This is a genomic window from Paenarthrobacter sp. TRD_SC_7 (genome assembly GCF_056156245.1).
Genome location: NZ_CM149587.1, coordinates 4,537,612 through 4,562,016, shown reverse-complemented (window position 1 = coordinate 4,562,016; position 24,405 = coordinate 4,537,612). Strand labels below are relative to the sequence as shown.

The following is a 24,405-nucleotide window of genomic DNA, read 5'->3' as shown; positions in this document are numbered from 1 at the left end:
CCCAATGATCCGAAAGCGGTGCTTCGATGAGGAAATACCTCCCCAGGTTTCAGGCCACCGAAGCACCATTCACGGACCATCGGACATGTGGACAAACTCTTTTGTGGATTCAGGCCTTTTCCAGCCGGATGATCACGGACTTTGAGGTGGGCGTTCCGCTGGTATCGGCCACGGAATCCAAGGGGACCAGAACGTTGGTTTCCGGGTAGTACGCGGCGGCGCACCCCTTCGGCGTCGAATAGGAGACGATGCGGAAGTTCTCGGCCCGTCTGTCTGTTCCTTGGAATTCGGAGATCAGATGGACCATGTCTCCGTCGGCAAAACCCAGCTCGGTGATGTCGTCGGCGTTGATGAGCACCACGCGTCGGCCACCATGGATGCCGCGGTAGCGATCGTCCTTGCCGTAGATGGTGGTGTTGTACTGGTCGTGTGAGCGCAGGGTTTGCAGGACCAATCGCCCGGGCGGGATCTTAATGAACTCCAGTTCGTTGCCCGTGAAGTGTGCTTTTCCTGATGCGGTGTCGAACTTCCTGGCATCGCGCGGCGGATGTGGCAAGACAAACCCGCCCGGATGCTGGATCCGCGCTTCGAAGTCCTCAAAGCCGTCAAAGACGGACTCGATGTGCGTACGAATAAGCGAGTAGTCGTCCCTCATGGCCAACCACGAAGCCTGAGGGGTGTTGGGCAGGCGACGGTGGCCGTCCTTGAACAACCTGTCCGCAAGGTTGCACACAATTGCTACTTCGGAGTGGAGGTGTTCACTTGCGGGCTTGAGCCGTCCCCGTGATGCGTGGACGGCGCTCATCGAATCTTCCACGGTGACCCGCTGGTCGCCGGTCCGCTGGGTATCCTTCTCGGTGCGTCCCAGGGTAGGCAGGATCAGCGCCCGGCCGCCTGTGGACAGGTGCGAGTGGTTCAGTTTCGTGGAAATTTGAACGGTCAACCGGGTGTTGGCCAGGGCTTGCTCGGTGACGTCTGAATCGGGGGCGGCCCGGACGAAGTTGCCACCCATGCCCATGAAGAAACGGACTTTCCCGTCCCGCATGGCGCGGATGGCTGCCACGGTGTCATAGCCGTGCTCCCGGGGAGACCGGAACTCGAATTCCTGGTCCAGCCGGTCGTGGAAGGTCTCCGGCATCTTTTCGAAGATGCCCATGGTGCGGTCGCCCTGGACGTTCGAATGGCCGCGTACAGGGCAAACCCCGGCGCCGGGCTTTCCAATGTTGCCCTGAAGCAGCAGGACGTTCACTACGTCGCGGAGGGTGGGTACGGAATGCTTGTGTTGGGTCAGTCCCATGGCCCAGCACACGATGGTGGCGCTGGAGGCGAGCAGCCGCTCACCTGTCGAATGAATTTGTTCCACAGTGAGGCCCGTTGCCTCCACGATGTCTTCCCACTCCACCTTCTCCAGGTAGCGCAGGTAGTCGTCGATGCCCACCGTGTGGTTGTCGATGAACTGGTGGTCAAGCACCGTTTGCAGGCCCGGGGTGTTCCGTCCGGCAGCTTCGGCCTCAAGCAGATATTTGCCCAGGCCCTGGAAGAGGGCCTGATCGCCGCCGGCGCGGATCTGCAGGAAGTCGTCCGTCAGTTGGGTCCCTTGGATCATTCCAGCTACGTGCTGAGGGTTTTCGAAGTGCAGGAGCCCGGCTTCAGGGAGCGGGTTAACGGACACGATGACCGCGCCGTTCTTCTTCGCCTTTTCCAGTGCACTGAGCATGCGTGGGTGGTTGGTACCGGGATTCTGCCCGGCCACGAAGATCAGCGATGCCGTCTCCAGGTCCGTCAGGCTGACAGAACCCTTGCCGATGCCGATGGTTTCCACCAACGCGGAGCCGGAGGATTCGTGGCACATGTTGGAGCAGTCCGGGAGGTTGTTGGTGCCCAGGCCGCGAACCAGCAGCTGGTACACGAACGCTGCTTCATTGGAGGTCCTGCCGGAGGTGTAGAAGACCGCTTCATTGGGGTGTTCCAGGCTCCGTAGCTCCTCGGCCATGAGGTCATAGGCTTCCTCCCAGTCAATTGCCCTGTAGTGGGTAGCGCCTTCATCGAGGAACATCGGGTGGGTGAGCCGGCCTTGCTGGCCCAGCCAGAAGTCATCGCGTGTCTTGAGTTCGGCAACGGAGTGCTGGGCGAAGAATTCCGGCGTGACGCGGCGGCGGGTAGCTTCCTCAGCCACCGCTTTGGCGCCGTTCTCGCAGAACTCTGCCGCGTTGCGCTTTTCGTGCTCGGGCCAGGCGCAACCCATGCAGTCGAACCCGTCCAGCTGATTCACTGCCAGCAGGGTCTGAACGCTGCGCAGCGGTCCCATCTGTTCCAGCGAAATTTTCAAGGCGTTGGCAACAGCGGGGATGCCCACGGCCTTGGTCTTGGGTTTGGTGACGGTCAGCTTTGACTCGTCGATGTTCTCGCGAGGAGCTTTGGAATGCATGGAAAACCCTTCAGATCCGGGAAGTGGAAGCAGTGACCAACGTGGTTCTGGACTGCTGCCGGGCCGCTTCCACGGTGTGCAGCAGCAAGAGCGCGGTGGTCACTGACCCGACGCCGCCTGGAACCGGACTCAGGCCGGCCGCGACGCCGGTGACGCTGGCTTCGTCAACGTCACCCACCAGGGAACCGTCGGGCAGGACGTTCGTCCCGACGTCGATCACTACCGTCTCCGGGGACAGGTGACTGCCCTTCAACAGTCCGGTTCGCCCGGCGGCAACAACCACGACGTCGGCTGGCTGGGTATAGCGTTCCAGCGGTCCTGATTTGGAATGGCAGATGGTGACGGTCGCGTCCCTTTCGAGGAGGAGCAGGGACAGCGGCTTGCCCACCACGGCGGAACGCCCGACGACGGCCACGTTCCGCCCGGCGACTGGAATCTGGAAGTGGTCCAGCAGCTCCACCACGGCCTGGGCAGTAGCGGGTGCGAAGGCGGGCTGCCCCACAGCCAAGCGGCCGAGGCTGAGGGGATTGGCGCCGTCGATGTCCTTTTCGGGAGCGACGAGGCCCACCAGCCGGTCAGCGCCAACGGTCGCTGGCAGGGGAGTCTGGAGGATGATGCCGTGGACGGACGGCTCCTCGCTGAGGTCCCCCAGGACGCTGGCCAGCACTTGTTCGGTGGCGTCGTGGCCAAGATCGACAATCCTGCAACCAATACCAGCTCGTCCGGCAGCACGCTCGATGGATCGGACATACCAGTGCGTCGATTCGTCGTCCGTTGCAACAACAACAGCCAAGACCGGACGGATGCCCTCGTCATCCAGGAGGGCGGTCTCCTCATGGGCCCGCTGCTGGATAAGGGCAGCGAGCGGCTTGCCGGACAGCACTGCAGTGGTCATGAGAGGATCCTTTCGCGGACGCGCTTCACCAAGGAGTCGGCCGCCAGAACCACTTTGTCTTCAATGCCGTTCGTCTGTTCCGCCAAACGGGAGCGGGCTTCGCCGTGCTTGATGGCGACAACATTGATGTCGATGTTGACCCGGGCCGTGGTGGCAGCTGCCCGGGCTGCATCGGCGGCAGCGGCGACGTCGCTGATGACGTTGGGATTGGCCACATCAAAGAGTTCCGTCGCAAGGTCCACCACTTCGCCGGCAACCTTGATGAGCTGCGCAGGAGTCTGGGCGGCCTGGACCAGGGCGTCCTGGATGGCAGCAGTTCTTATTGCCTTGAGTTCGTCGGTGTCCGAGGGGAGCTTGTAGGAGTCGATGACGGACTGGAAGGCGTGCTCGTCGGCGTCCGCGAGACGTAATGCCTCGACGATCAGGTGGTCGGCGGCGCTGGTGATCCGGGTGACCAGCGCTGCATGCTCCTCATATTTGGCGCCGGTGGTGTATCTCGCCACCATGGCCACCAAGGCAGCACCTTGGGCGGCATGCAAGGCCGCGGCCGCGCCTCCACCGGGGGTGGGCTGACGTGAGGCGAGCCTGGAGAGGTAATCGCTGATGGTTTCTGAACTGATCATGGGAGTGCTAGCCCCGGAGCCGGCTCATGGTGGGGTCGTACAGCGGATCTTCCGTAACGGTGGCTTGGATGCGGCGTCCGAAGTACTCGATTTCCACGGAGTCTCCGAGGGACACTGCCGCGGGCAGGTAGGCATAGGCAATAGGCTTGCGGACCGAGTAACCGTAGGCCGCGCTGGTAACGTAGCCCACCGCCTGGTCCTTGTAGAACACCGGTTCCTTGCCCAGCACCAGGCTCCTGCCGTCGTCGACGGTCAAGCAGCGCAAGCGGCGGGCCGAGCTTTCCTCACTGCGCCCTTCCAAGGCGGCTTTGCCGACGAAGTTCTCCTTGGTCATCTTCACGGCGAAGCCAAGGCCGGCCTCATAGGGGTCGTGCTCAGTGGTCATGTCCGAACCCCAGGAACGGTAGCCCTTTTCGAGTCGCAGCGAGCTGAAGGCGGCACGGCCCGCGGCGATGACGCCGAACGGCTGGCCGGCCTTCCACAAGGCGTCCCAGAGGCGCTGCCCGTTGTCGGCGCTGGTGTAGAGCTCCCAGCCCAGTTCGCCCACGTAGGAGAGCCGCATCGCGGTGACAGTGACTCCTCCGATGGTGACCTTCTTCGCGCGGAAGTACTTTAGGCCGTCGTTTGTGAAGTCGTCGCTGCTCACCGTGCTGATGAGGTCACGGGCGAGGGGACCCCACAAACCGATGCAGCAGGTGCCACCAGTGGTGTCGCCGACCTGGACCCAGTCTCCGGCGCCTCCATTTTCGGTCTGGTGCCGGGCCGCGCGCTCGAAGTAGGCGGTGTCCATGTTGCCGTTGGCGCCAAGCTGAAAAGTGTCTTCACTCAGGCGGGCCACGGTGATGTCGCTTCGTACGCCACCGGCTTCATCCAGGAGCAGCGTGTAGGTCACGGCGCCGGGCTTCTTGGCAAGGTCGCCTGTGGTCAGTTCCTGCAGCAACTTCAGGGCTCCCGGGCCGGAAACTTCGAGGCGCTTCAGCGGCGTCATGTCGTACATCGCCACTGCTGTGCGGGTCTTCCAGGCCTCGGCCGCGGCGATAGGCGAGCTGAACATTCCGGACCAGGCGTCGCGGGCCGGGGGCTGCCAGTCGTCCGGCATTTCCTTGAGGAGTTCAGCGTTGGCTTCGAACCAGTAGGGGCGCTCCCAGCCGGCACCTTCCAGGAAGTAGCCGCCCAACTGCTTGTGGCGAGCGTGGAAAGGGCTCACGCGGAGGTTACGGGGAGAAAGCTTGGGCTGGAGCGGGTGCATCACATCGTAGATCTCCACGAAGTTCTGCTGGGAGGTTTCGCTGACGTATTCGGGGGTCAGTTGGACCTCTTCGAAGCGGTGGATGTCGCAGTCACCGAGGTCAATTTGCGACTTTCCTTCGATCAGGAGCTCGGCCACGGCACGGGCGATGCCGGCGGAGTGAGTGACCCACACGGCCTCGGCAACGAAGAAGCCGTCCACTTCCTTGGACTCGCCCACCAGGGAGCCACCATCCGGGGTGAAGGAGAAGATGCCGTTGAAGCCATCCTCGATTTCGCTTTCCCGCAGTGCCGGCAGGATCTGCTTGGTTGCTTCCCACGCGGGAAGGAAGTCTTCCAGCGTGAAGTCCAGGCGCGAGGGCATGTTGTGTTCGGTGATGCTGCTGGGCTCGTAGCTTCCGAGTTCATCGAGACCCACGGGCATGGGCCGGTGGGCGTAGGAGCCAATGCCGTAACGGTCGCCGTGCTCGCGGTAGTACAGGTCCTGGTCCTGGTGGCGCAGGATCGGCAACTGGGCGCCGTTGGGAAGTTCGTTCTTGCCCTTTTGGGCGGGAACCGGCGTCGTCTTTACATACTGGTGCGCCAGCGGGAGGAGCGGAACGGACATCCCGATCAACTCGCCCACCTTGGCGCCCCAGAAGCCGGCGCAGGAAACCACGATGTCCGCGGGGATCACGCCGTCGGCGGTCTCGACGCCGGTCACGCGGCGGTTTGACTGCTCGATTCCAGTCACCTCGGTGTTGCCGATGTACTTCACGCCGGCGGCTTCAGTGCGCTTGATGAGCAACTGCACGGCGCGGGCTGCAAGCGCCAGGCCATCGGTGGGGACGTGGAGGCCACCCAGGATGTCTTCCTCATTGATCAGGGGGTAGAGCTCCTTGCATTCTTCGCGGGACAGGATCTTGCCGTCGATGCCCCACGACTGTGCGTAGCCGAGCTTGCGCTTCAGGTCAGCCAGGCGGGTCTCGGTAGTGGCAACTTCAAGGCCGCCCACCTGGTTGAAGCAGCTTTGGCCGTCCTCCGTGAGGGACAGGAGCTTTTCCACTGTGTACTTGGCGAACAGTGCCATGGACTTTGAGGGGTTGGTCTGGAAAACAAGGCCTGGTGCGTGGGACGTGGAGCCACCGGGCATGTTCAGGGGTCCTTGGTCCAGGACGGTGATGTTGTTCCAACCGCGGGTGACCAGTTCGTCGGCGAGGTTGGTGCCAACAATCCCAGCTCCGATGATGACAATGCGAGGCGTGGATGCCATGGGGGTTCTCCTGCTGAAGTTTATAGGGGTGAGTCTGCTGGTGTTCTGGTGCTTGGTTTAGCGGAAAACCACGGTGCTGGTCTGGTCCAGCAGCACGCGGTGTTCGCAGTGCCACCTGACAGCGCGGGACAATGCCAAGGCTTCTGCGTCCTGGCCCACGGTTGAGAGTGTGGTGGGACCGTAGCTGTGATCGACACGGATGACTTCCTGCTCGATGATCGGTCCCTCGTCCAAGTCCGCGGTGACGTAGTGGGCAGTGGCACCCACCAGTTTCACGCCGCGGTCATAGGCCTGGTGGTAGGGGCGGGCGCCCTTGAATCCGGGCAGGAAGGAGTGGTGGATGTTGATGGCGCGTCCTTCGAGGGCACGGCACAGGTCGTCCGAAAGTACCTGCATGTAGCGCGCCAGCACTACGAGGTCTACGTTGTACTCTTCCACCAGGTCCAGGAGCCGCTGCTCAGCGTCCCTCTTGGTATCCGGGGTGACGGGAATGTAAACGAAGGGCAGGCCAGCGGCTTCAGCCATGGCACGGTGGGTTTCATGGTTGGATGCAACCACCACGAGGTCACCGCCGAGGCTGCCGCCCCGCCAGCGGAAGATGAGGTCATTGAGGCAGTGCCCGAACTTGGACACCATTACCAGGACCCGCTTCTTGGTTTGGTCGTGGAAGCTGAACTTCATCTCGAAGCGGTCAGCAATCGCGCTGAACTCCTCTTCGAGCCGCTCCGGTGAGTAGGACAGCGGGCCGGAGAAAGCCGTCCGCAGGTGCAGCGTCTGGCGGAGGCCGTCGTCGAACTGCTGGTGCTCTTCGATGTTGAAACCGCGCTCGAAAAGGAAGGTTGTGACTGCCTGGACAATTCCGGCGCGTTCGACGCACGACAATGTGAGTACGAACTTCTGTGCTTGCTCTTCTTTGAGCATTTCGGGCTTCGGCAGGGTGCTTACCGGTGAGTCTGTCGCCACGAGGGTCATGTCTCCTCCTTAAGATATATTCCTGGGTCCTGTACTGATATATTAGGATTGGATTCAGCGTATACTGGCGTTCAGGGCAGGTCAATAGATTTTTTGGTTGTGAAGAAAGGGATGGCGCTGTGGCTTTTGGAACTCTGGCAGTCACCGGCGAGGCGGCGAAGAAATCCTTGGCTGACGTCGCGTATGAACGCCTCCGGGATCGCTTGCTGATGTTGGACATCAAGCCTGGCGACCTCCTCAATGATGACCAGCTCGCCCGGGACCTGGAGGTCGGCCGAACGCCAGTGCGTGAAGCATTGAAGCGCCTGGAGTTGGACCGGCTCGTCATTACTTATCCGAGGCGGGGAACGTTTGCCACCCGCGTGGAAGTAACTGACCTGGCCTTTATATCGGAGATCCGGGCGCAGCTGGAACCCCTGGCTGCCGCGAGGGCTGCACGCGTTGCCTCGGCAGCCACCAAAGAACACCTCCGCGAGGTAATGCGCGCAGTGGAGGACTTTGACGTCAGTGCAGCCTCAGTGGTTGAAACCCTGCGACTTGACGCCAGCGTTCACCAGGGCATCTATGCGGCGGCCGCGAACCCGCACCTTGAAGACATTCTGATCCGGTATGACAATCTGGCTACCCGCATCTGGTGCATGGTCTTGGACCGGTTGCCTGATCTGGGGCACCATGTGCGCGAGCACCTCGACCTGCTGAGGGCCGTCATTGATGGTGATGAGGATCAGGCTGCCGAGTTGGCCCGAGTCCATGTCAGTGGCTTCGAACACGCTGTGCGCCAGGCGCTTTTCGCCGCCTAGGTAGCGCCGATATCCCGTGACGACAAGACCCCACCATTTTGAACACCTCCCATTGACTGGCGGCAGTCGCATCAACGAGGGCGCGGCGATGATCCGTTCCAAGGGCGAAGCCGGCACCGGCGATGTTTCCAACGCCACCGGGCACATGCGCCAGATCCGTTCCGAGATCGCCAAGCTCGCAGCCCTTCCCGAGGACGAGCTGTACGTCGCGGCCAAGGAACTGCAGGCCCCGTACGAACTGGTCAAGGAAGTAGCCGCCACCGGCAAGCTCCCCGTGGTGCTGTTCACCGCCGGTGGCATCGCTACCCCGGCTGATGCTGCGATGATGATGCAGCTCGGCGCCGACGGCGTGTTCGTTGGTTCGGGGATCTTCAAGTCCGGCAACCCCGCAGAGCGCGCCGCCGCCGTCGTGAACGCAACCGCTTACTATGCCGATCCTGACGTGATCGCCAAGGTCTCCCGTGGGCTCGGTGAAGCCATGGTCGGCATCAGCGTCGACGACATCCCGCAGCCCCACCGCCTCGCAGAACGCGGCTGGTAAGGGCATGACCGATCTTGCTCTCGTCAAAACCGTTCACGGCCGCGGCCTCCGGAAGGACTGGGCTCAGCTGACCGGCCACACGGTGGAGGTGTGGTTGATGGGGGACCATGTTCTCACCGGTGTGGTCGAGCAGGCTTCCGACGACGACTCCGTGCTGTGGATCGCCGCGGAGGGACTCTCTACGAGGAAACTGTTCGATAAGTCGACGGGGTACCAGATTTGGGCGTGAGCGGCTCTCAGCCAGACCTCGGGGTCCAGCGAGCCCTCGCTGACGCGCATATGCGTGCGGGCCACGCATGCGGACCGTCGATGCCCGGATGCGGGTGTCGTGATTGAAAAAGCGTGGCCGCCACCGATTGGAGTGTCAGCGGTCGTCTTCGGGGCGGGCCGTGAGGATTCGGTGGGCGCTCTCCTGAAGGATGCCGAGTGACTCCTGAATCAGGGGCGATGCGATGCTGCCCCTGCGCGCCGCGGCCACGATGCGGCGCGCAGGCTTCCCTTTGCCGGTGATGCGTAGTCGAACCACATTCTCGGCGTTATGCAGGGGTGCCAGTCGCGGCAAAAGGCCTACCCCCAGCCCCGCACCCACGAAAGCAATCTGGGTTTCCCATTCCACGGCCTCATGGGCAATGCGCGGTGTTACCCCCACGGCCGTGAACGCCGCTGTGAAGAGGGCGTGATAGGTGGACCCGGCGGATTCGGTGATCCATGGTTCAGACGCGAGCTCTTCGAGCGTCACCGTTTCCCGTGATGCCAACGGATGGTCGGCGGGAATGATCACGTCCAGGGGATCGTCGAGCAGAACGGTCTGTTCGAAGCGCGGATCGTCTTCAACATAGGTGTCGGACTGCATGGCAACGATGACTGCAAGGTCGATCCGCTCGGCGACCAACAAGTCGAAGCAGCGGGCCGGGTTGGCCTCGAGTACCTGTACCTCCAGCAGGGGACGTGTGGAGCGCAAAGTAGCGGCTAGTGGAGCGAGCAACTGCGCGGCCGCCGTCGAGAATCCGCCGAGGCCGAAACGGGACTGCACCTGGTCTCCGGCCTCCATGGCCGCCGCGCGCAGACGCTCCCATTCGGCAATGAGGGCGTCCGAGCCTGACACGAGAAAGCGGCCCGTGGCGGTCAGCCGAACGCCCCGGCCGTCCTTGGTGAGCAGCTGCATTCCGAGCATGCGCTGGAGCTCCCGCAGTTGCGCGGAGACGGCGGAGGGGGAATAACCAGTGAGCTCCGCGGTCGCGCCAATGGTGCCGCACCGGGCAAACACCCGAAGTGTGATGAGCCTCGCATCAATCATGCACCTATTGTGCACGGTTATCTTCTAAATCTTGCGCTTTTGTTGCGGTTCAATCATCCCTAATCTCATGACTAGAAGGATTTCGACAACGCCGCTCGCACCCCACGCAGCCGTGGTCCCCACGAAACGCACACTTACCCCACGCCTCCCGGGAGGAAACACATGTCTGCTCCAGTCTTGCCCCTCAACTCACGCGGAAAACTCGCTTCATCTTTGCATGCAGAGCAGCTGGCGGAGATCAGCGGACTGTTCGAGTTCCGGCGCAAGGGATATTCCCTCGATGCGCCTTTCTACACCGATGCCACGATCTTCAAGATCGACATGGAAGCCATTTTTGGCCAGCACTGGATCTTCGCAGCCAGCATCGCCGAACTGCCGGAGCCGGGCGACTACGTCACCGTCGACTATGGTCCCTACTCCCTGATAGTGCTGCGCAATGACGACGGCGGCGTGAACGTCCTGCACAACGTCTGCCGCCACCGCGGCGCCCGTGTCCTGACCGAGTCCGCCGGGTCAACAGGCAACCTGGTCTGCGGCTACCACTCCTGGACCTACTCCCCGGAGGGCAACCTGATCCACGCCTCCGCACCAGGGGAGACGAAGTTCGATAAGGGCTGCTTCGGCCTCAAGCGCGCCCACAGCCGCGTCGTTGCCGGACTGATCTTCGTCTGCATTGCGGACGAACCGCCCACAGACTTTGACGAGACCTCCAAGATCTTCGAGCCGTACCTCGCGCCGCACGATCTTTCCAAGACGAAAATCGCCTACCAACAGAACATCGTTGAAGAGGGCAACTGGAAGCTCGTCATGGAGAACAACCGTGAGTGCTACCACTGTGACGGCCACCCGGAGCTCGCTTGTTCCCTCTTCCCGACCTGGGGCCTGACGGAGGGCCTGATCCCGGCCCACCTTGAAGAAGTGTGGGACCGTAACAAGGAAGCACAGGCATCGCTCGAGGAGCGTTGCCGCCGCTATGGCCTTCCTTACGAGGTAGTGGAAGAGCTCGACACCCGCATTGCCGGAATCCGCATCTCACGGGAATCGCTCGACGGCGACGGTGAATCATTCTCGCCCGATGGGCGCAGGCTCTCCAAGAAGCTGCTCGGCGATTTGCGGGACTTCCGCCTTGGCCGTTGCTCGATGCACCTGCAGCCCAATAGCTGGTTCCACTTCCAGAGCGACCACGTCATCACGTTCGGCGTCTTCCCCATCAACGAACACCAGTCCCTGGTCCGTACTACGTGGCTGGTAGCCGACGACGCCGTGGAAGGCGTCGATTACGACCTGGAAAAGCTCACCTACACCTGGAAGCAGACAAATCTGCAGGACAAGGCGTTCGTCGAGCTGTGCCAGACGGGCGCCGGCAGCCCCGCCTACGAACCCGGCCCGTACATGAAGAGCGAGTACCAGGTGGAGGCATTCATCAACTGGTACGTGCAGCGCGTCCAGGAGCACTTGGCATGACGGAACTCCTCACTGAGACGATAGTCCAGGAGCCACATCGCATTCGCGGTCTTGAGATGCCGTGGAACAGAGTGATGGGCAGCACTGAGGGGCCCGCCAGCGCTGCGCGCGCGTTGGGTCCCTGGCATCCGCAGGAGTTCATGGCCGAATGTGTCGAGATTGTTCCCGAGGTGGGCGGCATGATGACCTTCGTCTTCCGTCGCTCCGACGGTGCGCCCCTGGCGTTCCGGGCAGGCCAATACGTGAACGTTGCCTTCCCCGTGAACGGCGAGGACCAGGATCCGGTGGATCGCAGCTACTCACTGTCCAGCGCGCCCACCAAACCGTGGACCTTCGACATCACCGTCAAACGCGATGCCACGGGCCTGGTCTCACCGTGGGTACATGAGAACATCAAGCCGGGTACCGTCCTGGACATGCTCGGCCCTGTAGGGGCATTCCACCTGCCTGACGCCGACCGTCGGGCCCGTTATCTCCTGCTGGCCGCCGGTGCAGGCATCACTCCCATCATGTCCATGGTGCGGACCATTCACTCCCTGCCCGGACAGGCCGATGTAGTGGTGCTTTACCACGGGGCAGAGGCCGGAGGCTTTGCCTTCAACAAGGAGCTCGCCTACATCGCGTCCGTTGACTCGCGGATCAAGGTCTTCTACTCCCTGGGTGACCGCAGCAAGCCCGAGGGCTGGGAAGGCCTGAGTGGAAGGCTGACGGCGGCCATGCTGGAGGAGGTTGCCCCCGACGCCAACGGCCGGCAGGTATATGCCTGTGGACCCGAGGGCTACCTGAACACCGCAACCGAGCTCCTGGGCAACGTGGGCGTGGACGATACTTCCATCCACATGGAATTCTTCACGGGAGATCGGCAGACGATCCTTGAGTACCAGGCGGAGCTCGCGCTCGCAGTGGACATTGCCGAGGAAATTGCCGAGGAAATCGCGGATTCCGCTGAGGACTACTACGAAAGCCAGCCAACAGCGTTCGGGCTCTACGAGCCCGGCTACGACGCGGAGGGGCCCCTGAAGGCTTCAGGGTTGCCGCTGGAAACTGTCGACCCGGACGCGCCCGAAGCGTCCGACGACGGTTCGGATGCGGGAGCGAAGGCCAATGTGCCTGATGCATCGAGCTTTGAAACAGTGGGAACGGGAAGCCTCACCCTGTCCTTCATGCGCACGGGCATCAATGTGCGCATCGACCCCACCGAGCACATCCTCGGTCCGGCCCAGCGTGCCGGGGTCAGGATCGGCGCGAACTGCAAAGAGGGCATGTGCGGCTCCTGCAAGGTGGTCAAGCTTTCGGGGGAAGTGGAGATGAACCACCAAGGCGGGATTCGCGCCCGGGAGATCGATGCAGGTAAGTTCCTGCCCTGCTGCTCCACTGCAAAGACCGATATGGTGATCGACGCCTAGTACGACTACCGGAGTCCCGCACTGTGGGCCAGGGCGATGGCCTCAGTGCGGGACCGGACGTCCAGCTTCCGGAAGAGGTTCCGGAGATGGAATTTCACGGTGTTTTCGCTGATGCCAAGGTCCGCGGCGATCGCACGGTTCCGCTGGCCGGCAGCCAGCAACTGAAGAACCTCAAGTTCCCTGGCAGCCAGCCCCCACTCTGCTACGTCCCCCGCGGGAGTTGACGGCGGATCCAATGGCAGGACCACGGAGATATCGGCACCCCACCCCTGCATGACGTCCACGCTCATGGTCCCGTCCACAGCCTGCACGCGTTGAAGCAACCGTTCAAGGGTGGGTCCCTCGGGGGAGAGCTCACCGCCTCCGTCATCCCTGACATTGATCAGCAGGTTCTCTCCATCACAATCCCATTGCGTCCGGACCCGATGAACATCAGACTGTTCGGCGATAGCCAGGACCAATCCTCGAACCACAGCCCTGGCGGCGTGGGCCACCTCGCCGGGCAGTGCCCTTCCGTTCGCAGGCGGTTCGATGAACTGGATGTCTATATTGCTGAAGTGCATGAGCGGCCTGAGGTCTTCCCGAAGCCTCTCGAATGCCGTGGCGACAGGCTCTTCCACGAGATTGCTGGTGCGGTCGCTGAGGGTCCGGAGGCCTACCAGGGCTTTGGCGGTCAGATCTGTCACGAAAGAGCGGGCCGCGTGATCGTCCAAGGAGTTTGAACGTAACGCCGCGAGCACAGTTTCCAAGGTTGTTGAGTGCTGGTCCACCAGCTCGCCGGTGACGCGGACACGCTCCGCCGATGCGGCCCGGGACTCCAGAAGATACGACGGCGGCGCGTCGCTGACCTTCTCCTGTATGCGCGCCGCTGCAAGCTCCCAAAGGTAGGTCACTATCCGTAGAGCTGCATTGTCCGAATCCGCAGGCGTTGGCGCCGGATCGGTAAGAACCAGCAGGGCGTTGCTTGGTGCATAGCGAAACGCCAGGACCTCTCGTTGCTGGCCGCCAATGACAGCGGGCCCGCGCAACGGTCCTTCCCCTTCCACCGCCGCGCGTAAACGCTCCAGTTCAGGGATGGAGACCCGGCTGACGATGTCCTCTGCGCCGGCCTTCTTCTGTGGGCGGCCCGTGCAATCCTCGGTGAAGATGACCAGCGAGCTCGATGTCAGGAACGGCAGAGTGGCCGCGCGAAGCTCTTCGGCAATGCCCATTAACGGGGCTTTTGCAATGGACGCAACCGCATCGAGAAGGGGCCAGTGGAAGTCGTTGGGCTGGGGCATGCCACCAAGCCTAAAGGAGTTCCAGCCAGCTGCCTACCCAAACGGGTGGTTATTACTGTCCATTTTTGGCGTTACACCTACCTGAAGTAATCGGAACAATCGTTGTAGGCCCTCAAAGGGAAAAGGCACCGACCTGCAAAAGGAGTGAAAGTGAACGTCACAGCAGAAGCAGCAGCAATCACCAGTGACGACTTAGGCAGTAACGTATCCCTGATCCTCGGGGAGATGGGACACACGGCCTCCGGCATGGATTACGGACAAGTGTCCCGCCTTGCCGACAAGATCAGTGGTGCTGAACGCGTCTTCCTCGCCGGAGCCGGTCGGAGCGGTTTGGTCTTACGGATGGCAGCCATGCGCCTCATGCACCTCGGAAAAACCGTCCATGTTGCGGGTGACACCACAACCCCGGCCATCAACGCCGGGGATTTGCTGGTGGTCGCTTCCGGTTCCGGTACCACAACCGGGGTAGTCAAAGCGGCTCAAACGGCACTCTCGGCAGGAGCCCAGGTTGCGGCAATCACCACCAACCCATCGTCCCCCTTGGCTGGCCTTGCCCAAACGGTGGTGGTTATCCCCGCCGCCCAGAAGACGGACCATGGCCCAGATGTTTCGCAGCAGTACTCCGGCAGCCTCTTCGAACAGTCGCTCTTCCTGGTGACCGAGGCTGTTTTCCATTCTCTCTGGGGCGCCACTGACGAGCCCGCTGAGAAGCTCTGGTTGCGCCACGCCAACCTGGAGTAGACCCGGTCAACACCCTGAGATCCGCGCAACACCTCATACCCACCCGATTCACCAACAATTCCAAAGAAGGAAACAACACCATGAAACTGCAAGTTGCACTCGACCTCCTCACCATCGAAGACGCCTTGGAACTCGCCGGCAAAGTAGCCGAGCACGTGGACATCATCGAGCTGGGCACCCCGCTGATCAAGGCCGAAGGTCTCTCCGCCGTCACGGCAATCAAGGAAGCCCACCCCACCAAGATCGTGTTCGCGGACATGAAGACCATGGATGCCGGTGAGCTTGAAGCCGACATCGCCTTTAAGGCAGGCGCCGATCTGGTGTCCGTCCTCGGAACGGCGGACGACTCCACCATTGCCGGTGCAGTCAAGGCTGCACAGTCCCACAACAAGGGCATCGTGGTGGACCTCATTGGCGTGGCTGACAAGGTTTCCCGGGCCAAGGAAGCACGCGCCTTGGGCGCAAAGTTCATCGAGTTCCACGCTGGCCTTGATGAGCAAGCCCAGCCCGGTTACGACCTGCGTGGGCTGCTGAACGCCGGCGAACAGGCCCGCGTACCGTTCTCTGTGGCCGGTGGAGTGAACGCATCAACCATTGGAGCCGTGCAGTTGGCCGGCGCCGACGTGGCGGTCGCTGGCAGTGCTATCTACAGTGCAGCCGATCCGGAGCTGGCTGCGAAGGAGCTCAAGGCAGCCATTCAGTAGATCCTACGGTTCGGTCCGTCGCAGCTCGGCCTTTTCCACGAGCTCAGTGATCCAGGGCCGTTGCGCACGGTGGAGTGTCAGGCCTTGCGGAAGTCCCTGAACCTGGGATGTAGAACCGGCGACATCAATGGTGATGCGCCCGCTCCCCATGGGGGCATTGCTGATGTGCAGGTCACCGTAAGATTCCGGCAACACCGGATCCAGCCAGACGCCGCCCAGGGAAATGTGGGCGTCGTAACGCATGAGTCCGGTGATCAGCTGGATGGGAGTGGTGGCAGCCCATGCCTGTGGGGAGCAGGCAGTCGGATACGGCACGGGCTCCCTGAACTGTCCGCGGTCAAAACCGCAGAACAGTTCGGGGAGCCTGCCGCCCGAAAACTCGGCAGCCTCAAGGAGGGCAGTGGCGATGCGCTGCGCTTCCTCCACGTAGCCGTAGCGGAGCAGCCCTGCCGCTATCAGGGCGTTGTCATGCGGCCAGACAGACCCATTGTGGTAGCTGGCAGGGTTGTAGGCACCCATGTCGCTGGCCAGTGTCCGGACGCCCCAGCCGCTGAACATTTCCGGGGACATCAGCCGCTCCGCCACGAGGGGTGCCTTGTCTTCATCCACCAGCCCGAACCACAGGCAGTGGCCCATGTTTGAAGCACACGCATCCACGGGTCGCTTGTTCTTATCCAAGGCCACCGCGTAGTAGCCCTTGTCCGGGAGCCAAAACTCCTCGTTGAACTTCTTTTTGAGGCGATCCGCGCGTTCCCGAAGCTCGGCTGCCAAGGTGAGGTCGCCGTCGTCGTAAGCCATCCAAGCACGCGCCATATAGGCGCCGTGCACGTATGCCTGGACTTCGCACAGCGCCAAAGGTGGTTCAGCGATGGCGCCGTCGGCAAAGTTGATGCCGTCCCAGGAGTCCTTCCAGCCCTGGTTGATGAGACCGTGTTCGTTGGGACGGCCGTACTCCACAAAGCCGTCGCCATCCCGGTCGCCGTAGTCCCTGATCCAGTCAAGCGCGCGATCCGCGTTGGGCAGGAGCTCCGAAATCACATCCTTGGCGAAGCCCCAGCGGCTGACGGAACCCAGGACAACGACAAATAGGGGAGTGGCGTCGACGCTGCCGTAGTACGCGGACTTACCGCCCAGAGCCAAGCCGCTGGAGACGTCCAGCCGAACTTCATGCAGGATCTTGCCCGGTTCTTCCTCACTGGTGGTGTCCACCACCGTTCCCTGACGGTCAGCCAGCGTGCGGAGGGTTCCCAAGGCCAGTGACGGGTCAACGGGCAGTGCCATCTCTGACGCCCACAAGGAGTCGCGGCCAAACAACGTCATGAACCAGGGTGCCCCGGCCGCAACAACCACCCTGTTCGGATGGTCCGGATCCTGGATCCTCAACGCGCCCAGGTCTTCGTAGCTGCGCCTCAGGGTGCGTTCAATGGAGCGGTTCCCCACCTGCAGGCGGGGGATCTTGGCCACCCATTCCTGCCGGCGGCGATCGCTGGGAGACAACTCGCCGCGGGACGGATGGGCGAAGGGCGTCCCCGCGCCGTCAAGGGTGGGGACCACACTCACTCGGGTGCTCCAGCTACCGGAAGGTGGAATCCTGGCCGTGAAGCCCAACGCTCTGGCTCCCGCGCCGGCGCCTTCAGCGCGGATGACCACGCTCTTCCGGATACCCTCCCACTTTCCGCGAATCTCCAAGGAATCGCCCTCGGGGACGCGGGTTTCCGTCCACTCCCGGGTTATGCGTGCTTCCTTCACTTCAAAAAGGTCAGCGAAATCCGACTCTGCAGTCAGCAGGATTCGGCACTCCTCGGGCCGCTTGGAGTAGTTGCGGACTGTGATCTCCTCCAGGATTCCCGCCCCGACTTCCCGTAGCCGTTCCACCAGCAAGGGGCTGTCCGCGTACCCGTCCGAACGCGGAACCCGGCCTGCGAAGAGAGCGCGGTAAGGTTCCCGGGTTTCAGCTGCCAAGGGTTCGATCTTCTGGCCGTTGATGGTCAGTTCCCATCGGGAGAGTATCCGGGTGTCCAGGTGAAAAACGCCATGGGGAAGTTCCGGGTAGATGTCCCCGTTGGCAGAGGAAATGCAGAAGGACGAGCCTTCCACCAAGGTAACCGTTCCAGAGCCCAGCGGCCCCGCTGCGGTGTCAGCATTCCATCCAGCCACGTGATGCTCCTTGCCACTGAGCTTGCGGATCGCTTGTGCTTTGGCAGCCGCTCGGTGGGCGGCCTGCATGGGTGCAACTGACGCTACGCCGGAGAGCGGGCAGGCACCAGAGCCCGGCATTTTCCTGTACATCTGCGTAGGGCAACTCCTGCATGCAACCCAGAGTTAATCTCATTTCCTCGTGTGGGAAACCACAACAGGTCTATAGTGGGTGAACAGGACATTCGCTGATGCAGCCCGGCGGCCCGATATTTCTTCCGACGCCGGAGGCCCCGTAATGACCGACACCCAAATTGGCAGCTTCATTCGCGAATGCGTGGTGTTCGAGGATGACACTGAGAGCGGCTTGGACTTTGACACCTTCTACGGCCTGTACATCAGCTGGTGCGTTCTCGGACGCAAAATTCCCATTCCCGACTCCGCCTTCAAAACGGCCCTTGAACTTGAGGGCTTCAAGCCCATCAAAGAAAATGGCCGGAGAATCTATCCCGGCATGAGCATGGTAGGTCCAGCCGCGAGGGACTACGTGGTCAACAACGTTCCCATGTGGACCGAAACCGCCACCGACATCCCGGTTTCCGAGATCCGCCAACAAGCCATGGCGTCCATCGCCTGATCTCCAAGCAGCGAGCGTTCAGCCCATGCCCCTAGGATTCTTAGGGGCATGGGCTGTTCCTGTTTCCGGAGGAATTCGCTGAAAGGAATCGATGAAACCGTCCATCGTTTGGTTTCGTGACGATCTAAGGGTGGCCGATAACCCGGCCTTGCGTGCCGCCGTCGACGACGGTGCAGCAGTTGCCCTCTACGTCCTTGATGAAGAATCGCCGGGCATCCGGCCCCATGGTGGTGCCGCGCGTTGGTGGCTTCACCACTCGCTGACCGCGCTCCGTGGGGAGCTGGACAAGCTAGGTGTGCCCCTGCTGCTTCGTCGTGGACCGGCTGCTGAGGCGGTGCAGGAGACCACGACGGCGGTTGGCGCCAGCGGGCTGTACTGGAACCGTCGGTACGGTTCTGCCGAGCGAACGGTCGACGCCGGCATCAAGGCCTGGGCACGCGGGGCCGGACTGCATGTCTCGAGTTTTCAAGCCTCTCTCCTCCACGAGCCGTGGGAGGTCACCACTAAAACGGGCGGACAATACAAGGTCTTCACGCCATTCTGGCGAACCGTTTCTGCGCAGGACTTCCGCGAGCCGCTGCCCGTCCCTGAAGCTGGCCACGGATTCACTGGAACGCTGCCCGTCTACGACCAACTGGAGGCATGGCACCTGCTGCCCGGCAAACCGGACTGGTCCGCCGGATTGGCCGGGATGTGGACGCCGGGCGCTGCCGCGGGGCATAAGCGGCTTGCCAAGTTCGTGGCCGACGGCCTCGCCAACTACAGCGAGGGCCGAAACCGTCCGGATACGGACGGAAGCAGTTGCCTGTCGCCTTACCTGCGCTGGGGTGAGCTCAGCCCATTCGAGGTGTGGCATGCCTTGGGTTCCAAGCGATCGGACAGCGCTTCGATTTATGCTTCCGAGCTGGGCTGGCGCGAATTCTGCTGGCACCAGTATTTCCACAACCCAGAGCTTGCAACGGCAAACCTTCGCCCTGAGTTCGATCGCTTCCCTTGGGCGTGGCCAGGCAGCAGCGATAGCAATGGCAAGCATCCTGGCCACGAGTCAGCGCCGGAGGAGTTCCGGGCCTGGCAGCAGGGCCGCACGGGTTTCCCCCTTGTGGACGCGGGGCAGCGGCAGCTGTGGCGTACGGGCTGGATGCACAACCGCGTCCGCATGGTTGCCGCCAGTTTCCTGGTGAAGAACCTGGGGATTCATTGGCAGCTCGGGGAGCAGTGGTTTTGGGACACCCTGGTGGATGCGGATCCTGCATCCAATCCAGCCAGCTGGCAATGGGTAGCTGGCTCCGGGGCGGATGCTTCACCGTTCTTCAGGATCTTCAACCCGGAGGCTCAGCGCGTTAAGTTCGATCCGCAGGGGAGGTACATCGCCCACTGGATTCCTGAGTTCGGGACTCCGGAGTACCCGGAGGAAATCGTGGACCTCAAGACCACCCGGGCGGAAGCGCTGGAAGCGTACAAAGAGATGAAAGAGGTCCACTAGGGGCTGAAAAATACCCCTCTGGAAATTAGTAGGAAGTCCGAGTATATTCGGATTCAGAGATGACCTGGATCACAGTTGGTCACGTGTTCCGCAATGGTCCCAGCACCCGGCGGGCACGGCAGTCATTCACGATGCAAAGGAGCATTCCACTATGGTGCGCGAGCTTTCCCACTACGTAGACGGCCAGAGGATCGACGGCACGTCCGGTCGGTTCAGTGATGTCTACGATCCCTGCACGGGCGAAGTCCAGGCGCGGCTTCCGCTGGCCAGCGCGGACGAGGTTCGCAACGCCGTCGCCAATGCCGAAAAGGGCCAGCTCGAATGGGCGGCCATGAACCCGCAACGCCGGGGACGCATCCTGCTCAAGTTCGTGGACCTGGTCAACGAGAACATGGACGAGCTCGCCAAACTCCTGTCTTCCGAGCACGGCAAGACGTTCGCCGACGCCAAGGGAGACATCCAGCGCGGCATCGAGGTAGTGGAGTTCTCCGCCGGGGCACCGCACCTGCTCAAGGGCGAATTCTCGGACAGCGCTGGCCAAGGGATCGACGTCCATTCGCTCCGCCAGCCGCTCGGCGTCGTCGCAGGCATCACACCCTTCAACTTCCCGGCGATGATTCCGCTATGGAAGTCCGGCCCGGCGCTCGCAGCCGGCAACGCTTTCATCCTCAAGCCCTCCGAACGGGATCCCTCCGTCCCGCTGCGGCTTGCTGAGCTGTACAGCGAAGCCGGCGTTCCCAACGGCGTCTTCAACGTGGTCAACGGTGACAAAGAAGCCGTTGACGCCCTGCTTGAGGATCCGCGCGTCAAGGCCATTGGCTTCGTTGGCTCCACGCCGATCGCCCAGTACATCTATGCCACGGCCGCCGCGCACGGCAAGCGCGCGCAGTGCTTCGGCGGGGCGAAGAACCACATGGTGATCATGCCCGACGCCGATCTGGACATGGCTGCCGACGCCCTCATTGGTGCCGGGTACGGTTCCGCCGGCGAACGCTGCATGGCGATTTCCGTTGCCGTGCCCGTGGGCCAGGAAACTGCCGATGCGCTGGTGGCCAAGCTGACCGAGCGTGTCAATGACCTGAAGGTGGGCCACAGCCTGGACAAGGATTCGGATTTCGGTCCCGTGGTTGCTGCTTCTGCCAAGGAACGGATCGAGGGCTACATCCAATCCGGCGTGGACGAAGGCGCAACCCTGGTCACGGACGGTCGCGGCCTCACCGTGGACGGCTACGACGGCGGCTTCTGGGTTGGCCCGACCCTTTTCGACAACGTCACCAAGGACATGAAGATCTACAAGGAAGAGATCTTCGGTCCCGTCCTCAGCGTGCTGCGCGCGGCTGACTATGACGAAGCGCTCAGGCTCTGCAGCGAGCACGAGTTCGGCAACGGCGTCGCAATTTTCACCCGCGACGGCGACTCCGCCCGCGACTTTGCCAGCCGCGTCGAGGTAGGCATGGTGGGTATCAACGTGCCGATTCCCGTGCCGATCGCGTACTACACGTTCGGCGGATGGAAGGCGTCCGGTTTCGGCGACCTCAACCAGCACGGCGCCGACGCGTTCCGCTTCTACACCAAGACCAAAACCGTGACGTCGCGGTGGCCCTCCGGCATTCGTCAGGGCGCCAGCTTCATCATGCCGGCAGGCAGCTGATGGGGGCTGAAGCGGCAGAGGAAGAAGTCCTGTTTGAGCGTCGCGGCCACCTCGGCATCGTGACCCTCAACCGCCCGAAGGCAGTCAACGCCCTGAACGCGGGAATGGTGAAAGCCATGCTCAGGCAGTTGGCCGCCTGGGCTGATGACGACGCCGTTGTCACCGTTTTGGTGCGCGGCGCGGGCGACCGCGGGCTGTGCGCCGGTGGCGACATCGTGGCCATCTACGAGGACATGTTGCACGGAGGCACCGAGACAGCCGAGTTCTGGGCTGACGAATACCGGCTAAACGCACTCATCTCGCACTATCCCAAGCCGTACGTCGCGTTCATGGACGGGCTCGTCTTGGGCGGCGGCGTGGGCATCTCGGCTCACGGCTCGGTTCGCGTGGTCACCGAGCGGACGCGCACCGGCATGCCGGAAACCACCATCGGTTTTGTGCCCGACGTCGGCGGCACCCTGTTGCTGTCCCGCTCGCCCGGGGAGACGGGAACCCATGCGGCCCTAACCGGCGCGCATTTGTCCGGAGCCGACGCCCTGTTCCTCGGACTCGCGGATCACTTTGTTCCGTCCGAAAGCCTCGCCGCGCTGGCGGAAGCGCTGGAAAGCTCGACGGCGGAGTCCGCCGTCGAGCGCTTTGCCCAAGTACCGCCGGACTCGGCCCTGGCGGCCCAAAGCGAGTGGATCGACGCCGCGTACGCGCATGCCGACGCGGAGGAGATCGTCCGGAGCCTGCGCACTTTGGGAAACGAGGCAGCTGCTGCAGCCGACACGGTCGAGGCGAAGTCGCCTACGTCGGTAAAGGTCGCGTTGGAATCGCTGCGGCGGGTCCGGGGGATGTCCCTCGAGGAAGCGCTGGACCAGGAATACCGCGTGGGCCTGCGATGCCTGGTCGGACCCGATTTCCGGGAGGGCATCCGCGCGCAAGTGGTGGACAAGGACCGTAATCCGCAGTGGAAGCCGCCCACCTTGGCCGATGTCCAGGCGTCCGACGTCGAGGGCTACTTTGCGCCGCTTGGCGAACGGGAGCTGGGGCTTTCAGCCAGTCCAGTCCGATCGAATTGAAGGAGACGACATGACAGAGAACGCAGCCCCGGCAACAGGACTCATCGCTTTCCTTGGCCTGGGCCATATGGGTGGCCCCATGGCGGCCAACCTGATCAAAGCCGGGCACGATGTTATTGGCTATGACCCCGTTCCGGCGGCCGTCGAGGCAGCATTGGATCACGGGATTCCCATGGCTTCCACGGCGCATGAGGCTGCTGCGGAGGCTGCCGTGGTGTTGACCATGCTCCCTAGCGGCAAGCATGTGCTGGATGCCTACCGCGGGGTGGACGGGCCGGGACTGCTTTCAGTTGCCCGCCCGAACACCCTGTTCCTGGACTGTTCCACCATCAACGTGGACGAGGCCCGCGAAGCCGCCGTGATCGCGCTGGAAGCCGGACACCGTTCAGTGGATGCCCCGGTTTCCGGCGGCGTGGTGGGAGCCGAAGCGGGCACATTGACGTTCATGGTGGGTGCGTTGCCCGAGGACTTCGAGACCGTGAGGCCCATTTTGGAGCTCATGGGCAAACGTATTGTCCATTGCGGTGACCATGGTGCCGGACAGGCCGCGAAGGTCTGCAACAACATGATCCTGGGTGTGTCCATGATTGCCGTTGCTGAGGCATTTGTGCTCGGCGAGAAGCTGGGTCTCACACATCAAGCCTTGTTCGATGTCGCATCCAACGCCTCCGGGCAATGCTGGGCATTGACAACAAACTGTCCTGTCCCCGGTCCTGTTCCCACCAGCCCGGCCAACCGCGACTACCAGCCCGGTTTCGCCGGCGCGTTGATGGCCAAGGACTTGCGCTTGGCTGTGAATGCGCTGGAAAGCACGGGCGTCGCTGCGGACATGGGGCCCTTGGCTTCGCGTATCTACGACGCCTTTGCGGCCGGTGAAGGTGCTGGAAGGGACTTCTCGGGAATCATTACCGAGATCCGAGACAAGTCCGTGTGAGTGTTTTTGAATGAGTAGTTGATGGTTTGGACGGGTTTGATGGGTTTGGCGAGAGGGAGAGCATGACGGAGCAGTACCAGAACATTGTGGTGGAACGTCGGGGACGGGTTGGCTTGGTGACACTGAACCGGCCGGAGGCGCTGAACGCGTTGAACACAGCACTCATGAATGAACTCGTGGACGCAGTAACGGCGATGGACACCGACCCCGACGTCGGGGCGGTGGTGATCACGGGATCCGCCAAAGCGTTTGCGGCTGGCGCGGACATCAAGGAAATGTCCTCCAACAGCTACATGGAGATGTACGCCGCTGACTGGTTCCGGCGTTGGGAAGACCTAACACGCCTGCGTATTCCCGTCATTGCTGCTGTCTCCGGCTTTGCCCTTGGCGGTGGCTGCGAACTGGCGATGATGGCCGACTTCATCATCGCCGGAGACAACGCCAAGTTCGGCCAGCCCGAGATCAACCTCGGCGTGATCCCGGGTATGGGCGGCTCCCAGCGGCTCACCCGTGCCGTGGGCAAAGCGAAGGCGATGGACATGGTCTTGACGGGCCGGTTCATGGATGCCGACGAGGCCGAACGCGCCGGCCTGGTCTCGCGTGTGGTTCCCTCTGCTGAGGTGATCGACGAAGCTCTCAAGGCCGCCGAAGTCATCGCATCCAAGTCCAAGCCCGCGGCGATGGTGGCCAAGGAAGCAGTCAACGCAGCCTTCGAAATGGGTCTGGCGCAGGGTGTTCTTTTCGAGCGTCGGGTGTTCCATTCGCTCTTTGCCACGGAGGACCAGAAGGAAGGCATGGCCGCGTTCAGCGAGAAGCGTCAGCCGGAGTTCAAGCACCGGTAGATCCCCG

General features: G+C 62.4%; 20 protein-coding genes and 1 pseudogene. 13 read left to right on the top strand and 8 right to left on the bottom strand.

Annotation, left to right across the window (positions count from 1 at the left end):
* Positions 1 to 109: 109 nt before the first annotated feature.
* From AC0J5Z_RS21615 to purU, 5 genes are read right to left on the bottom strand one after another with little or no spacing between them, the layout of a single operon-like run.
* Entirely contained in the window at positions 110 to 2,428 is a 2,319-nt protein-coding gene (locus AC0J5Z_RS21615) for an FdhF/YdeP family oxidoreductase (protein ID WP_475036452.1), read from the bottom strand.
* Between the two features lie 10 nt (positions 2,429 to 2,438).
* Positions 2,439 to 3,323 (bottom strand): bifunctional 5,10-methylenetetrahydrofolate dehydrogenase/5,10-methenyltetrahydrofolate cyclohydrolase, encoded by an 885-nt coding sequence (locus AC0J5Z_RS21610; protein WP_475036451.1) that lies wholly within the window; start codon positions 3,321 to 3,323, stop codon positions 2,439 to 2,441.
* Positions 3,320 to 3,946 carry a cyclodeaminase/cyclohydrolase family protein gene (locus AC0J5Z_RS21605; RefSeq protein WP_475036450.1) on the bottom strand — a complete coding sequence of 209 codons (627 nt, stop codon included), beginning with the start codon at positions 3,944 to 3,946 and terminating at the stop codon, positions 3,320 to 3,322. The genes AC0J5Z_RS21610 and AC0J5Z_RS21605 overlap by 4 nt, the downstream gene beginning before the upstream one ends.
* Before the next feature lie 7 nt (positions 3,947 to 3,953).
* Positions 3,954 to 6,446 carry a GcvT family protein gene (locus AC0J5Z_RS21600; protein WP_475036449.1) on the bottom strand — a complete coding sequence of 831 codons (2,493 nt, stop codon included), beginning with the start codon at positions 6,444 to 6,446 and terminating at the stop codon, positions 3,954 to 3,956.
* A gap of 57 nt (positions 6,447 to 6,503) precedes the next feature.
* Positions 6,504 to 7,418 (bottom strand): formyltetrahydrofolate deformylase, encoded by a 915-nt coding sequence (purU, locus tag AC0J5Z_RS21595; RefSeq protein ID WP_475036448.1) that lies wholly within the window; start codon positions 7,416 to 7,418, stop codon positions 6,504 to 6,506.
* Positions 7,419 to 7,537: 119 nt separating this feature from the next.
* Here purU and AC0J5Z_RS21590 point away from each other — a divergent pair, with 119 nt between their 5' ends.
* From AC0J5Z_RS21590 to AC0J5Z_RS21580, 3 genes and pseudogenes are all read left to right on the top strand, one after another.
* On the top strand, positions 7,538 to 8,218 hold the full coding sequence (locus AC0J5Z_RS21590) for a GntR family transcriptional regulator (protein WP_475036447.1): 681 nt from the start codon (positions 7,538 to 7,540) through the stop codon (positions 8,216 to 8,218).
* 67 nt (positions 8,219 to 8,285) lie between these two features.
* Positions 8,286 to 8,759, top strand: a pseudogene (locus tag AC0J5Z_RS21585) (beta/alpha barrel domain-containing protein); the annotation flags it as partial.
* Positions 8,760 to 8,763: 4 nt separating this feature from the next.
* Positions 8,764 to 8,988 (top strand): hypothetical protein, encoded by a 225-nt coding sequence (locus AC0J5Z_RS21580; RefSeq protein WP_475036446.1) that lies wholly within the window; start codon positions 8,764 to 8,766, stop codon positions 8,986 to 8,988.
* Positions 8,989 to 9,123: 135 nt separating this feature from the next.
* Here the strand turns inward: AC0J5Z_RS21580 and AC0J5Z_RS21575 are convergent, their stop codons facing one another.
* Positions 9,124 to 10,056 (bottom strand): LysR family transcriptional regulator, encoded by a 933-nt coding sequence (locus tag AC0J5Z_RS21575; protein WP_475036445.1) that lies wholly within the window; start codon positions 10,054 to 10,056, stop codon positions 9,124 to 9,126.
* A 162-nt stretch (positions 10,057 to 10,218) separates the two neighbouring features.
* Here AC0J5Z_RS21575 and AC0J5Z_RS21570 point away from each other — a divergent pair, with 162 nt between their 5' ends.
* Both AC0J5Z_RS21570 and AC0J5Z_RS21565 read left to right on the top strand, forming a co-directional pair.
* A complete protein-coding gene (locus AC0J5Z_RS21570; RefSeq protein WP_475036444.1) occupies positions 10,219 to 11,520 on the top strand; it encodes an aromatic ring-hydroxylating oxygenase subunit alpha in 1,302 nt (433 codons plus the stop codon).
* Positions 11,517 to 12,926 carry a ferredoxin reductase gene (locus AC0J5Z_RS21565; protein WP_475036443.1) on the top strand — a complete coding sequence of 470 codons (1,410 nt, stop codon included), beginning with the start codon at positions 11,517 to 11,519 and terminating at the stop codon, positions 12,924 to 12,926. Before AC0J5Z_RS21570 ends, AC0J5Z_RS21565 begins: the two co-directional genes overlap by 4 nt.
* Before the next feature lie 5 nt (positions 12,927 to 12,931).
* Here the strand turns inward: AC0J5Z_RS21565 and AC0J5Z_RS21560 are convergent, their stop codons facing one another.
* Positions 12,932 to 14,206 carry a helix-turn-helix transcriptional regulator gene (locus AC0J5Z_RS21560; protein ID WP_475036442.1) on the bottom strand — a complete coding sequence of 425 codons (1,275 nt, stop codon included), beginning with the start codon at positions 14,204 to 14,206 and terminating at the stop codon, positions 12,932 to 12,934.
* A gap of 150 nt (positions 14,207 to 14,356) precedes the next feature.
* On the opposite strand from AC0J5Z_RS21560, the gene hxlB reads away from it, so the two are divergent.
* Both hxlB and hxlA read left to right on the top strand, forming a co-directional pair.
* A complete protein-coding gene (gene hxlB, locus AC0J5Z_RS21555) occupies positions 14,357 to 14,947 on the top strand; it encodes a 6-phospho-3-hexuloisomerase (protein WP_475036441.1) in 591 nt (196 codons plus the stop codon).
* Positions 14,948 to 15,027: 80 nt separating this feature from the next.
* Positions 15,028 to 15,651: a 3-hexulose-6-phosphate synthase gene (gene hxlA, locus AC0J5Z_RS21550; RefSeq protein WP_475036440.1), complete on the top strand. Its 624-nt coding sequence runs from the start codon at positions 15,028 to 15,030 to the stop codon at positions 15,649 to 15,651.
* 3 nt (positions 15,652 to 15,654) lie between these two features.
* On the opposite strand, the gene AC0J5Z_RS21545 is transcribed toward hxlA, so the two are convergent.
* Positions 15,655 to 17,808 carry an amylo-alpha-1,6-glucosidase gene (locus AC0J5Z_RS21545; protein ID WP_475036439.1) on the bottom strand — a complete coding sequence of 718 codons (2,154 nt, stop codon included), beginning with the start codon at positions 17,806 to 17,808 and terminating at the stop codon, positions 15,655 to 15,657.
* A 277-nt stretch (positions 17,809 to 18,085) separates the two neighbouring features.
* Here AC0J5Z_RS21545 and AC0J5Z_RS21540 point away from each other — a divergent pair, with 277 nt between their 5' ends.
* From AC0J5Z_RS21540 to AC0J5Z_RS21515, 6 genes are all read left to right on the top strand, one after another.
* A complete protein-coding gene (locus tag AC0J5Z_RS21540) occupies positions 18,086 to 18,424 on the top strand; it encodes a hypothetical protein (RefSeq protein WP_475036438.1) in 339 nt (112 codons plus the stop codon).
* A gap of 91 nt (positions 18,425 to 18,515) precedes the next feature.
* Positions 18,516 to 19,907, top strand: coding sequence for a cryptochrome/photolyase family protein (locus AC0J5Z_RS21535; protein ID WP_475036437.1), 1,392 nt, complete (start codon positions 18,516 to 18,518; stop codon positions 19,905 to 19,907).
* Between the two features lie 151 nt (positions 19,908 to 20,058).
* Complete coding sequence (locus AC0J5Z_RS21530; RefSeq protein WP_475036436.1) at positions 20,059 to 21,558, top strand: CoA-acylating methylmalonate-semialdehyde dehydrogenase; 1,500 nt, start codon at positions 20,059 to 20,061, stop codon at positions 21,556 to 21,558.
* Positions 21,558 to 22,622 (top strand): enoyl-CoA hydratase/isomerase family protein, encoded by a 1,065-nt coding sequence (locus AC0J5Z_RS21525; protein ID WP_475036435.1) that lies wholly within the window; start codon positions 21,558 to 21,560, stop codon positions 22,620 to 22,622. Before AC0J5Z_RS21530 ends, AC0J5Z_RS21525 begins: the two co-directional genes overlap by 1 nt.
* Positions 22,623 to 22,632: 10 nt before the next feature.
* On the top strand, positions 22,633 to 23,556 hold the full coding sequence (gene mmsB, locus AC0J5Z_RS21520) for a 3-hydroxyisobutyrate dehydrogenase (protein WP_475036434.1): 924 nt from the start codon (positions 22,633 to 22,635) through the stop codon (positions 23,554 to 23,556).
* Between the two features lie 62 nt (positions 23,557 to 23,618).
* Entirely contained in the window at positions 23,619 to 24,398 is a 780-nt protein-coding gene (locus tag AC0J5Z_RS21515) for an enoyl-CoA hydratase (RefSeq protein WP_475036433.1), read from the top strand.
* Positions 24,399 to 24,405 lie beyond the last annotated feature (7 nt).

Coding starts and splice junctions, on each gene's coding strand:
- AC0J5Z_RS21575 (WP_475036445.1), bottom strand. CDS start 10,056: ATGATTGATGCGAGGCTCATCACACTTCGGGTGTTTGCCCGGTGCGGC.
- mmsB (WP_475036434.1), top strand. CDS start 22,633: ATGACAGAGAACGCAGCCCCGGCAACAGGACTCATCGCTTTCCTTGGC.
- AC0J5Z_RS21600 (WP_475036449.1), bottom strand. CDS start 6,446: ATGGCATCCACGCCTCGCATTGTCATCATCGGAGCTGGGATTGTTGGC.
- AC0J5Z_RS21515 (WP_475036433.1), top strand. CDS start 23,619: ATGACGGAGCAGTACCAGAACATTGTGGTGGAACGTCGGGGACGGGTT.
- AC0J5Z_RS21610 (WP_475036451.1), bottom strand. CDS start 3,323: ATGACCACTGCAGTGCTGTCCGGCAAGCCGCTCGCTGCCCTTATCCAG.
- AC0J5Z_RS21605 (WP_475036450.1), bottom strand. CDS start 3,946: ATGATCAGTTCAGAAACCATCAGCGATTACCTCTCCAGGCTCGCCTCA.
- AC0J5Z_RS21565 (WP_475036443.1), top strand. CDS start 11,517: ATGACGGAACTCCTCACTGAGACGATAGTCCAGGAGCCACATCGCATT.
- AC0J5Z_RS21580 (WP_475036446.1), top strand. CDS start 8,764: ATGACCGATCTTGCTCTCGTCAAAACCGTTCACGGCCGCGGCCTCCGG.
- AC0J5Z_RS21615 (WP_475036452.1), bottom strand. CDS start 2,428: ATGCATTCCAAAGCTCCTCGCGAGAACATCGACGAGTCAAAGCTGACC.
- AC0J5Z_RS21530 (WP_475036436.1), top strand. CDS start 20,059: ATGGTGCGCGAGCTTTCCCACTACGTAGACGGCCAGAGGATCGACGGC.
- AC0J5Z_RS21570 (WP_475036444.1), top strand. CDS start 10,219: ATGTCTGCTCCAGTCTTGCCCCTCAACTCACGCGGAAAACTCGCTTCA.
- AC0J5Z_RS21560 (WP_475036442.1), bottom strand. CDS start 14,206: ATGCCCCAGCCCAACGACTTCCACTGGCCCCTTCTCGATGCGGTTGCG.
- AC0J5Z_RS21535 (WP_475036437.1), top strand. CDS start 18,516: ATGAAACCGTCCATCGTTTGGTTTCGTGACGATCTAAGGGTGGCCGAT.
- hxlA (WP_475036440.1), top strand. CDS start 15,028: ATGAAACTGCAAGTTGCACTCGACCTCCTCACCATCGAAGACGCCTTG.
- AC0J5Z_RS21525 (WP_475036435.1), top strand. CDS start 21,558: ATGGGGGCTGAAGCGGCAGAGGAAGAAGTCCTGTTTGAGCGTCGCGGC.
- AC0J5Z_RS21540 (WP_475036438.1), top strand. CDS start 18,086: ATGACCGACACCCAAATTGGCAGCTTCATTCGCGAATGCGTGGTGTTC.
- purU (WP_475036448.1), bottom strand. CDS start 7,418: ATGACCCTCGTGGCGACAGACTCACCGGTAAGCACCCTGCCGAAGCCC.